Genomic DNA, 11,302 nt, shown 5'->3' with positions numbered 1-11,302 from the left:
TGGCAAAACTAAACGAAGACGGCGGCGGGCTGCCGCGGGGCTTCATCAGGGGGAATAACAAAATGCGCCGTGCCATTACATTACTGTCCGCGAGCATGATCGCGCTTTCAGCCGGCGCCGCTTCCGCGCAAAATGCAAAACCCCGCAACCTGATCCTGTTCGTCCCCGACGGCCTGCGCGGCGGCATCGTGACGCCGCAGACGGCACCTGCGATGGCCGAGATCCGCGACAAGGGCGTCCACTTCAAGAATTCGCATTCGCTGTTCCCGACCTTCACGATGGCGAACAGCTCGGCGCTCTCGACCGGCCACTATCTCGGCGACACCGGCACCTTCTCCAACACGATCTTTACCGGCTACACCTCGGCGCCTGCCGGCGACACGGTGGTGCCGTTCATCGAGAACGACGCCGTGCTCGCCGATATCGACGATCACTTCAATGGCGACTACCTCAACGAGGAGACGTTGCTGAAGATGGCCCGCGGCCAGGGTTTTAGCACCGCCGCCATCGGCAAGCTCGGCCCGACCCTGCTGTTCGACCACACCGATCGGGGCAAGAACACGATCGTGGTCGACGATTCCACCGGCGGCAAGGCGGGCGTGCCGCTGTCTGACGAGATGAAGGACGCGCTGACCAAGGCCGGCCTGCCGCTCGCCACCCCGAGCCGCGGCGACAATGCCAAGGCCGGCGACGCCAAGACACCGGGCACGACGATCGCCAACGTGGCGCAGCAGGCCTACATGGCCGATGTCGCGACCAAGGTCGTGCTGCCGATGTTCAAGGCGCGCAACAAGCCATTCGTGCTGGTGTTCTGGTCGCGCGATCCGGATGGCAGCCAGCACAACACCGGCGACAGCCTCAACACCGTCACGCCCGGCATCAACGGCCCGACCTCGATGGCCGGCATCAAGAATGCCGACAACAACCTCGCCCAGCTCCGCAAGGCGCTCGACGAGCTCGGGCTTTCCGCCAACACCAACATCATGGTCTCCTCCGACCACGGCTTCTCGACGATCTCGAAGGAGAGCAAGACCAGCCCCTCGGCCAAGATCGCCTATGACGACACGCCGAAGGATTTCCTGCCGATGGGCTTCCTGGCGATCGATCTCGCCAAGGCGCTGAACCTGCCGCTGTTCGACCCCAACGACAAGAACGCCAAGGTCGCCGACAACGCCCACCCGAAGGCCGGCAATGGCGTGCTCGGCCAGGACCCGGCCAAGCCCGACGTCGTGATCGCGACCAATGGCGGCTCGGACCTGATCTATCTGCCGAACCGCGACAAGAAGCTCGCCGACCGCGTCATCAAGGCCCTGATCGAGCAGGACTATGTCAGCGGCCTGTTCGTCGACGACAAGCTCGGCACCTTCCCCGGAACGCTGCCGATGTCGAACCTCAATCTGAAGGGCAAGGCGGTGACGCCAAACCCGTCGATCGTGGTCAACTTCCGCTCCTGGTCGAGCGGCTGCGAGATCCCGACCAACTGCTCGGTGCAGATCGCCGATACGGTGCTGCGCCAGGGCCAGGGCATGCATGGCAGCTTCAGCCGCGGCGACACCTTCAACTTCACCGCGGCGATCGGCCCCGACTTCAAGGCGGGCTATGTCGATCCGCTGCCGGTCAGCAACGCCGACGTCGGCATGACCGCGGCGCAATTGCTCGGGCTGCGCGCGCCGAACAATGGCGGGCTGATCGGCCGGGTGATGTCCGAAGCGCTGCCGAACGGCATCGTGCCGAAGATGGCCGAGGGCACCATCATGTCAAAGAAGCCGTCGGCCAACGGCCTGCGCACCGTGCTGAAATTCCAGCGCGTGCTCTCGACCCGCTATTTCGACGTCGCCGGGTTCCCGGGGCGGACGCTCGGGCTCGAGGAGAGCGACGGCAAACAGAAAACGGCGGGGAAGTGATCCCCGCCGCTCTCGCCTGAAGCCATTGGTTCGGGATGATGCAGGCAGCATCATCCCGAATGGTCACATCATCCCGATGTCGAACACGTTGGGCAGTTGCGCCGCGAGCGGCAGCGCAGTCGCGCCGACCAGCGTCGCCACCATCGCCGCGAGCGCACGGCCGGTGCGGCGCTGACCGCGCATCCGGCCCGCGATCCATTCCAGGACCTTGGTGTCCATCTTGGTGCCTTGCGTCGGCGCCCAGCGATCGATGTTCGTGTCCGGCGACAGCGCCACCGTGCGCGGCGGCACCGGCAGGCCGGACTCGGACGCGGCATGATGGGCGATCGCCTTGGCGAGCAGGTCGTCGAACCGGCCGGCGTCGCTGCGCTCGGCAGCAGCCTCGTTGATCGCGAACAGCGCCTCGATCTCGGCCCGGCTGACCGGCTGATGCTCGACCGCGGCCGCCGTCAGGATGCGCGCGCACCAGGCAGCGTCATCGGCATCGAGTGACCGGGAGAAATGGATACGGCCCTTGGTGGTCGGGCCTTCGCCGGTGATCACGCCGTCGCGCACGATGGTCAGCGCGTGGGCAGCGGTCTTGCGGCAGGATGGAGACAACGCACCGCTGAGAGCCTCAGCGGTCTTGGTACTTGGGGTAGACATTGTGGGAGCTTTCAATTCCTATCTGAGGCCAGCTTTTCCATGCGGGCGTAAACGAGTGGTTAATGATTCGGAACTTGGGTTCCGAGATTTTTAGATGGTTGCTATTTGGTCGCTTTAAACGCTGTCACGGTTCAGTCCTATAGCAGCCGGGGCCGGCGTGATGACGGCGATAAGCGGCTTTATCTAGGCATTTCCAAGCTTTTGTGCCGCAGCTGATATTTCGTCGCAGGAGTACAGATCAAAACAAGTTGCTCGGAATTCCACCCTCAAGGAGAAATGTCTCACCTTTTTTCAGAAGCCGTTCACTTAAGCCTTATTGCGTCCTATACTGGGAACCGACCACCTCAAATACAATTTTAGCAGCAACATCAAAGAGATGAGGTAAAATCATGGCACTTCAGATTGGCGCCGTCGCCCCCGACTTCGAAGCTGAGACCACCGAAGGAAAGATCAAGTTCCACGACTGGATCGGCAGCAGCTGGGCCCTTTTGTTCTCTCATCCCAAGGACTTCACCCCGGTCTGCACCACCGAGCTCGGCACGCTTGCCCGCCTGAAGCCCGAATTCGACAAGCGCGGCGTCAAGCTGATGGGCCTATCGGTCGATCCGGTCGACCGTCACGCCAAATGGTCCGAAGACATCAAGGAAACCCAGGGCGCGGCGCCGAACTACCCGATGATCGGCGACATCGATTTCAACGTCTCGAAGCTCTACGACATGCTGCCGGCCTCGACCTCGGGCGATCCCCTCACCCGCACGCCGGCGGACAATCAGACGGTGCGCAACGTCTTCATCATTGGTCCCGACAAGAAGATCAAGCTGGTGCTGGTGTACCCGATGACCACGGGCCGGAACTTCCAGGAGATCCTGCGCGTCATCGACTCGCTGCAACTCACCGCCACGCACCGCGTCGCCACCCCTGCCGACTGGAAGCAGGGCGAGGACGTGATCATCGCGGGCTCGGTCAGCAACGACGAGGCCAAGACGATCTATCCGCAGGGCTGGAAAGAACCGAAGCCCTACATCCGGATCGTGCCGCAGCCGAAGTAACGGCCGGCACGCAGCGTCCGGGTGGCCCGCGCACAGCCTGTCATCGTCTGGTTCCGCGACGATCTGCGGCTGTCGGATCACCCGGCCCTGCATGAAGCGGCCAACCGCGGCGCGCCCGTGGTTGGTCTCTATGTCCGCGACGAAGAAAGCCGTGCCCGGAGACCTCCAGCCGCGCGCCCCCTCGGGGGCGCGACGCGCTGGTGGCTGGCACAGTCGCTGCGCGCACTTCGCAAAAGCCTTGAGGCGATCGGCGGAACGCTCGTCCTGCGAAAGGGACCGGCCGCCTCCGTGATCGCCACGCTGGCGCGCGACATCCATGCGGGTGCTGTTTTCTGGAACGACATCGCGCAGGCGCCGCATCAAGCCGTTGGCAGAGATGTCGAAGCTGCGCTCGCAACTGACGGCATCGCCTCGCAAATTTTTGCCGGCGACCTGCTCGTCGACCCCAAGGTCATCCGCAACAAGGAAAACCGGGCCTTGCGCGTGTTCACGCCATTCTGGCGGCGCGTGCAGGGTCTCGGCGATCCGCCAAAGCCGTTGCCGGCACCGAAGAAGCTCGCATCCGTCGGCGGCGTCGCGAGCGAAGCCGTCGACGACTGGGATCTCGAACCGACTCGGCCCGATTGGGCCGGCGGCCTGCGCGACACCTGGACTCCGGGCGAAGCCGCGGCACAGGCCCGGCTGAAGGCATTTCTCGATGAGAATATCAGCGGCTACAGCGACGACCGCGACCGGCCGGACCGCGACGGTACCTCGCGCCTGTCGCCGCATCTGCGCTTCGGCGAGATCAGCCCGCGCCAGGTCTGGCACGCGGCCCGCTTCGCCGCCGCCGAGCACCCGCGCCTCGCCGGCGATATCGACAAGTTCCTGAGCGAGCTCGGCTGGCGCGAGTTCTGCCGCCATCTGCTCTTCGACGTCCCCGGCCTGGCCGTACGGAATTTGCAGGAGCAGTTCGACGCCTTTCCATGGAAGCGCGACGCGCGCGCGTTGAAGGCCTGGCAGCGCGGCAGGACCGGCTATCCGATCGTCGATGCCGGCATGCGCGAGCTCTGGCATAGCGGCGTGATGCACAACCGGGTGCGCATGGTGGTCGCCTCGTTCCTCGTGAAGCACCTGCTGATCGACTGGCGCAGCGGCGAACAATGGTTCTGGGACACGCTCGTCGATGCGGATGCCGGCTCCAATCCGGCGAACTGGCAATGGGTCGCCGGCTCCGGCGCCGACGCCGCGCCCTATTTCCGTGTCTTCAATCCGATCCTGCAGAGCGAGAAGTTCGATCCTGACGGCGCCTATGTCAGGCGCTGGGTGCCGGAGCTCGCGCAGCTCTCCAACGACCTGATCCATCAGCCCTGGACCGCGACGCCGATCGAACTGGCGAGCGCCGGCATCGAACTCGGCAAGACCTACCCGCAGCCGCTCATCGGTCACAAGCAAGGCCGCGAGCGCGCGCTCGCCGCTTACGGAAAAATCCGCGGCAAGGATTAAGCGCGGCGGTTGACCACCAGCACCGCGGCGGCGCAGGCGGCCATGCCAGCCATGGCGACATAATCCAGCCGCTCGCCGAACAGCACATAGGCCATCAGCGCGGTCACCGCCGGCACCAGATAGAACAGGCTCGCGACAGAGGTCGCGGCATGGTGACGTATCAGCCAGTACAATAGCCCGATCGAGCCGATCGACAGCGCGAACACCAGCCAGGCGATCGCCAGCACGAACTCGCTGGTCCAATGCACGACATTGGTCTCGAACAGCCAGGCGCCGATGCCGAAGAAGATCGTCACTGCGATGTACTGCAAGAGATTGCCGGCGCGCCAGTCGATCTGGTTGCAGTAACGGCGCTGGTAGAGCGTGCCAAGCGTGATGCTGATCAGCGAGACGCCGGAGGCGAGCCAGCCCCACCCTGCTTCGCCCGTCATCGGTCGGTTGTGCAGGATCAGCACGACGCCGGTGAGGCCGAGCATCAGTCCGCCCCATTGCAGCGGCGTGACGCGCTCGCCGAGCCAGCGGTTGGCGATGGTCGAGGTCAGGATCGGCTGCAGGCCCGGGATCAACGCCGACAGGCCCGCAGGAATCGAATGCGCGATCGCAATCGCGGTGCCGCCGAGATAGAAGCCGTGTACCAGGATGCCGGCCACCGCACTGTGGAAAACGCCTGTCCGGTCCGGCCATTTCGGCCGTGCGACCGCGGCGATGACCGCCATCACCACCACCACGAACGCCATCCGGATCGCCAGATAGGTCAGCGGCTCCGCATTGTTGATGACGTATTTGGTGCCGATGAATCCCGTGCTCCACAGCACGACAAAGATCGCCGGCGCCAGACGAGCGGCAGTTTCCTCGAAGCTCTTGTTCATTGCAGGCCGTCATTGCCTGAAGATAAGGCAACCGGCAATCGCGAATTTCTATGGCGTTGCTGGGTGCGCCACCAAAGAACGGTGTCATCGCCCGCGAATGCGGGCGATCCAGTATTCCAGAGACTGCAGTGCTTGAGCCGTGGCGCCGCGGCGTACTGGATCGCCCGGTCGAGCCGGGCGATGACGGTGCGGGTGCCACACACACGATCGTCGTCCTGGCGAAAGCCAGGACCCAAAACCACCGCATGTAATTGTGAGAGGGATTGTGGCCCCAGCGTCGCACAGCATTTGAGATTTCGGGTAATGGGTCCTGGCTTTCGCCAGGACGACACTGACTGCGTTGCACTGGCATTCTCGCGACATGATTTGTCCGAGCTTTTCATCTCGTTCCGCCAGGTTGCTTTGTCGCATGAGACCGCTCTGACTTTGCAAACTGTTGCGCCTGTTCGCTGCAATCACGACCATTTGTCCTCAGGGATGCCATGCGCGTTTGTCGGATGCGGCATCCTGTTCTCGCAGATACGCTCTCTGAACAATGTCGCAGCCATCGGAGCGGCGCGTTCCGGATAGCACCGGGATTGCCTCACCGAATACCGGCAGCCAAGAAAACTGCACAAGAAGAACCGGCCACGAGCCGGACAAGAAGAAAAACAATGGACCAGGTGGCGTTGGTCGTCGTTCGGGCGGTCGAGAGCGGCGCGACGACGACAAAAGATATCATCGGCGTGACCAGATTGTCCCGCCTCAAGGTCGAGCGCGCCCTGGGCGCGCTGGAGAAGCAGAAGCTGCTCGTTCGCGAACGACAGGGCTCGTGGGCCCTCGGCTTTCCCGTGGCTCCGACGATCAGGCAATGCGGATCGTGCACCCTCTGCTGCAAGGTGCTTGAAGTCACCGACCTCGGCAAACCGGTGAACACGGTCTGCAACCACATTCTGGCGGGCGGCGGATGCGAGATCTACCACGAGCGTCCCCGGCAGTGCCGCTCATTCAGCTGCGCCTGGCTGCAAGGCTATCTCGATGACGATTGGTTTCCTCAGACCGCGGGCATGGTGCCGCATTTCGGGCTCGATACACTCAATGTGCAGGTTGACCTCGATGATCCCGAGCGCTGGCGCGAGGAACCCTACTTCAGCAAGCTGTGCGAACTATCGCTGAAGGGCCTCAGGGTGAGTGAAGGGCGGCCCTATGCCACCCTCGTCATTGTCGGTCACGACCGCTATTTGTTGCTCGGGCGGACCATCGTGCCCGATCCAACGCTGTTCGGCACCGCCTTCGTGCCGATCACCCTCGATACCTTCCGCTACTGGAAGGCCAGGTCGCTCGAGCATCTGCAGCGGTTGAACGATCGCGTCATGGAGATCCACCGCATCCAGCAGGAATTCGGCTATTGCGCCATCCCTGACGACGACGACGACGATCCCTCCCCGCCATACCAGCCGGCTCTTCTCCAGCGCTCGAAGGAACTGGGCGTGAAACCCACGACATGACGGCATCCGGACACGGCACAGGTGAACTCGCCGGTTCGAGAAACAAGCGGCTGTGAACGTCAACCGGTGAGACCCGCCTTGCGCAATCCATCGAGGAAATGTTCGCGGTCGGAGGGATTGCGATACCGTTCGGCTCTGGCCCGGGCGAGGTCGAGAGTTCTCGCGGGCGCGGTGTTGCCATTCGCATTCAGCTCACGACACCGTTGGCTGACGAACGCGTCAGCCTCGGCCTGCGCCTCGCCGAGGCGTCCCATCTGCGCATAGCAGGCTGCAAGGAGGCCGTGCGACCACCTGTCGAACGACCGCGCCTCCATCACAGCCTTGACCGCCTGCTCGTACTCGCGCCCTGAATAGAGGGCAAGCGCGTGATACCAGTGGTACAGGTTGGGCGGAAACGGATTCAGCCGCTTGGCTGTCCCGATCCACATCAGCGCCTCGCGCCACCGTCCCCAGTAGACCAGGATGTTGGCGAAAACGGCGGCGACGTCGGCATCATTTGGATTGAGCGCGAGGGCGCGGCTGAAATGGATTTCGGCCTTGGCGTCATCTTTCAGCAGGAACAGCAACTGAGCGAAGACGCCATGAGACCAGGCGTCGCCGTCCTCGATATCGAGCGCGTTCTCGATCTCGCTCCGCGCCTCGTCCAGAGTTGCGGCGGTGGGCGCTTCGAGAAACACGTCACAGACGATGGTCCAGGCGATGTTGACGTGGGCGCGGGCATATTGCGGGTCAAGCGCGACGGCGCTTCGAAAATAGTCCCTGGCCTGCGCCATGGCATTCACGGTCAGCTGACGCCATCGCTCGTTTCCGAGTAAGACCAGATCATAGGCGGTAATGCTGGAGGTCGGCTTGCGTCTGGCGACTTCCCGGCCGGCATCCTCCATCCGGCCCGGCAGCGCCGCGACGATCGCCCGTACAATCTCGTCCTGCAGAGCAAAGATGTCATCGAGATCGCGGTCGTAGCGCTCGGTCCAGAGATTGTAACCGCTCGCAGCATCGAGCAGCTGAATGGTCACCCGCACATGGCTGCCGATCTTGCGCACACTCCCTTCGGCCACGTAGCGGACGCCGAGCTCGCGGCCGACCCGTTTGATCTCGGGTGTCTTGCCCTTGTAGGCGAAGCTGGAGTGACGGGCGACGACGAACAGTGACCTGAACCGCGACAGTTCGGCGATGATGTCTCCCGTGATCCCGTCGGAAAAATAGTCTTGCGCGGGATCGCCGCTCAGATTCGACAATGGAAGCACCGCGAGCGACAGCGCCGGCGCGGGTGATAGAGGAGAGCTCGGCCCGGATACGGTCGCAACCGATGGACCAACGTAGCGATAGCCGCGACGCGGCAGCGTCTCGATCCAGGTCGCGCCTCCGTCGATGTCGGCAAATGCCCTGCGCAAGGCGGCGATCTGCACGGTCAGGTTGCTCTCCTCGATCGCAAGCCCCGGCCAGGCCGCCTCCATCAACGCATCCTTGGAAACCAGCGATCCGGCCCGCTCGACAAGCAGCCGAAGCAGCACCACCGCGCGCTGTCCGAGCGCGACCGGTTCAGACTCCCGGAATAGCATCTCGGCCCCGGCGTCGAGGCGGAAGGGACCAAATTCGTGGATCGTCGCCATGGCTCCGGAGACTACATTTTTTGCAACTTTTTCGGAACGGATTCAGGACCTCGGGGAAGCGGACGGTCATGTTGCCGCAGCGGTGCCGAACCTCGAGGAGAACCCGATGCGCGATTCAGGCCAAGCGGCGAGAGCGGACGGTCGGACGGCCCGCCCCTGTCCGGAAGTGAATGCCGGTGACCCCGCCCAGGTTTGCCGCATGCTTGAGGCCGTCCAGGCGCTGGCCCCGCTGATCGCTGCGCAGCGCAACGCGTTCGACAGCGGACGGCGGCTGCCAGACACGGTTTTCGCCGCGCTGGCGGACGCCGGCCTGTTCCGCCTGTGGCTGCCGCAAGCGCTCGGCGGACCCGAACTGTCTCCCTTCGCGTTCATGCGCGTCGTCGAAGCGGCCTCGGCGCTCGATGGCTCCGTCGGCTGGCTGGTCGGCAATGGCGCCGGCATGAGCCGGATCGGCGGCTACCTCGATGAGGCCGTCGCACGCGAGTGGTATGCCGACCCGCGCGCCTTTGTCGCAAGCGCGACCGGCGCGGTCGGCACGGCGACCGCCGTCGCAGGCGGCTATCGCCTTTCCGGGCGCTGGCCGTTCGGAAGCGGCGCGCATCACGCGACGCGCTTCATGGTGCTGGCCAGCCTCAGGCCCGACGATCCGGCTTCGCCGCTTCTCTGCTGCTATCCCGGGCGGGCGGATGTCACCATCCTCGACAACTGGCATGTGTCCGGACTGCGCGGCACCGGCAGTTGCGATTTCGAGGTGCGGGATATCTTCGTGCCGGCCGCTCACGCCCATCCCTTTCTCGGGCTGCAACCGACCCAGCCCGGACTGCTCTATCGCATGCCGCCATCATCGGTGTTCGCGTGGAGCATCTGCGGGGTGCCGCTCGGCATCGCGTCCGGCGCCATGACCTCGTTCGCGGAGCTCGGCAAAGGCCGCACCGGAAACCGAGCCGCGCTCCGCGATCGCGAGATCGTTCAGTCGACGGTCGGGCGGACCAGAGCGATGCTTCGCGCCGCCCGTGCGTTTCTGGTCGATGCAATGACCGAATTGATGGCGGCAACCGACACGGGCGGCCAACGGCTGGTGGAGGCACGCGCGGACATTCGGATCGCCAACGCACATGCGGCGGAGACTGCGACGTCCATCACCGAGATGCTGGCCGCCAGCGCGGGTGCCGTCGCCATCTTCGAGACCTGCGCACTGGAGCGTGCGGTCGGCGATGTCCGCGCCGCGGCGAAGCATGTCGCGATGAGTCCGAACAATTACGTCATCGCCGGCCGGCTGGCGCTTGGGCTCGATCCCGGCACGGCAAGGTTTTGACCATCATCCGGCCACCAACGGAGTTGCCCATGTCCGTGGTTTGCCGGCCGGCACGCGCGCAGGATCTGGAATTCGCCGACGCCCTCGTCGTCTCCAGCATCAATGATCTCACGGAACGGCACGGCTTCGGCCCGATGGCGGCTTCGTCTCCACCCAATTTCCAGTTGTTTTGCATGAGGGACGATCCCGATGGTCTCTGGGTGGCGGAGGAGAACGAGCGGATCCTCGGCTTCGCCTGGAGCTGGGTCTGCGGCGACATGTGGTTTCTGGCGCAGCTGTTCGTGTCGCCCGATCAGCAGGGGCGGAGCATCGGCAACGAACTGATCAAGCGGACCATCGCGCACGCCGGGAAATCGGGCGCGTCCAACAAGGTGCTCATCACCTTCAGCTTCAACGCGGTATCGCAGGGGCTCTACATCCGTCACGGACTGCTTCCGCGATTTCCCATCTACAGTGTCAGTGCATCGCGCGAGCAGTTGATCGGTCATCTGCATGGTCCACGATACGACGTCACGCCGCTCGAGCCGGAGGCCTCGACCCTGCGCCGCCTCGCGCAGGCGGACGAGCGGATCCTTGGTGTCTCGCGCGAAAAGCATCATCGCTATCTGATCGACGGCGGCGCGGCGACCGGGTTCAATCTCCACGACGGAAACGACTGGATCGGCTACGCCTATGTGGACGCCGGTGGTCATATCGGACCGCTCGCAGTCATGGAGCCGCACGCGGTCGCTCCCGCCTTGAGAACGGCGCTGTACCTGGCGGCCGGGAGCGGCGCGTCACGGATATCGGCATTCCTGCCTGGTGCGAGCAAGGCGGCGCTTGATACCGCAATGACGCACGGAATGCGGCTCAAGTGTCCGATGCTGCTGATGTCGTCGCGAGAATTCGGCAATTGGGCCCAGTACCTGCCGCGCAATCCGGGTTTCATGTGACCC

The 11,302-nt window shown here is 64.1% G+C and carries 9 protein-coding genes; 6 read left to right on the top strand and 3 right to left on the bottom strand.

Translation table 11 applies throughout. The features are described from left to right. Positions 1-62: 62 nt before the first annotated feature. Entirely contained in the window at positions 63-1,904 is a 1,842-nt protein-coding gene (locus ACE10Z_RS20890) for an alkaline phosphatase family protein (RefSeq protein WP_375789560.1), read from the top strand. 63 nt (positions 1,905-1,967) lie between these two features. On the opposite strand, the gene ACE10Z_RS20885 is transcribed toward ACE10Z_RS20890, so the two are convergent. Continuing rightward, entirely contained in the window at positions 1,968-2,549 is a 582-nt protein-coding gene (locus tag ACE10Z_RS20885) for a hypothetical protein (RefSeq protein WP_298377474.1), read from the bottom strand. A 389-nt stretch (positions 2,550-2,938) separates the two neighbouring features. On the opposite strand from ACE10Z_RS20885, the gene ACE10Z_RS20880 reads away from it, so the two are divergent. Further along, a complete protein-coding gene (locus ACE10Z_RS20880) occupies positions 2,939-3,598 on the top strand; it encodes a peroxiredoxin (RefSeq protein ID WP_375789559.1) in 660 nt (219 codons plus the stop codon). Between the two features lie 21 nt (positions 3,599-3,619). After that, entirely contained in the window at positions 3,620-5,083 is a 1,464-nt protein-coding gene (locus ACE10Z_RS20875; protein ID WP_375789558.1) for a cryptochrome/photolyase family protein, read from the top strand. On the opposite strand, the gene ACE10Z_RS20870 is transcribed toward ACE10Z_RS20875, so the two are convergent. Next, complete coding sequence (locus ACE10Z_RS20870) at positions 5,080-5,952, bottom strand: DMT family transporter (protein WP_375789557.1); 873 nt, start codon at positions 5,950-5,952, stop codon at positions 5,080-5,082. The genes ACE10Z_RS20875 and ACE10Z_RS20870 overlap by 4 nt on opposite strands. Before the next feature lie 653 nt (positions 5,953-6,605). On the opposite strand from ACE10Z_RS20870, the gene ACE10Z_RS20865 reads away from it, so the two are divergent. After that, complete coding sequence (locus ACE10Z_RS20865) at positions 6,606-7,439, top strand: YkgJ family cysteine cluster protein (RefSeq protein WP_375789556.1); 834 nt, start codon at positions 6,606-6,608, stop codon at positions 7,437-7,439. Positions 7,440-7,498: 59 nt separating this feature from the next. Here ACE10Z_RS20865 and ACE10Z_RS20860 read toward each other — a convergent pair whose 3' ends face one another. Then, on the bottom strand, positions 7,499-9,052 hold the full coding sequence (locus tag ACE10Z_RS20860) for a winged helix-turn-helix domain-containing tetratricopeptide repeat protein (protein ID WP_375789555.1): 1,554 nt from the start codon (positions 9,050-9,052) through the stop codon (positions 7,499-7,501). Positions 9,053-9,251: 199 nt separating this feature from the next. Between ACE10Z_RS20860 and ACE10Z_RS20855 the strand changes: the two genes are divergently transcribed. Both ACE10Z_RS20855 and ACE10Z_RS20850 read left to right on the top strand, forming a co-directional pair. After that, positions 9,252-10,367 (top strand): acyl-CoA dehydrogenase family protein, encoded by a 1,116-nt coding sequence (locus ACE10Z_RS20855; RefSeq protein WP_375789554.1) that lies wholly within the window; start codon positions 9,252-9,254, stop codon positions 10,365-10,367. Between the two features lie 29 nt (positions 10,368-10,396). Then, positions 10,397-11,299 (top strand): GNAT family N-acetyltransferase, encoded by a 903-nt coding sequence (locus tag ACE10Z_RS20850; RefSeq protein WP_375789553.1) that lies wholly within the window; start codon positions 10,397-10,399, stop codon positions 11,297-11,299. The last annotated feature ends 3 nt before the right edge of the window (positions 11,300-11,302 follow it).

The sequence above is a fragment of the Bradyrhizobium sp. Pha-3 genome, from assembly GCF_042258615.1.
In the GTDB taxonomy this organism is placed as follows: Bacteria; Pseudomonadota; Alphaproteobacteria; order Rhizobiales; family Xanthobacteraceae; genus Bradyrhizobium.
This window is presented reverse-complemented; position numbering and strand designations above follow the sequence as displayed.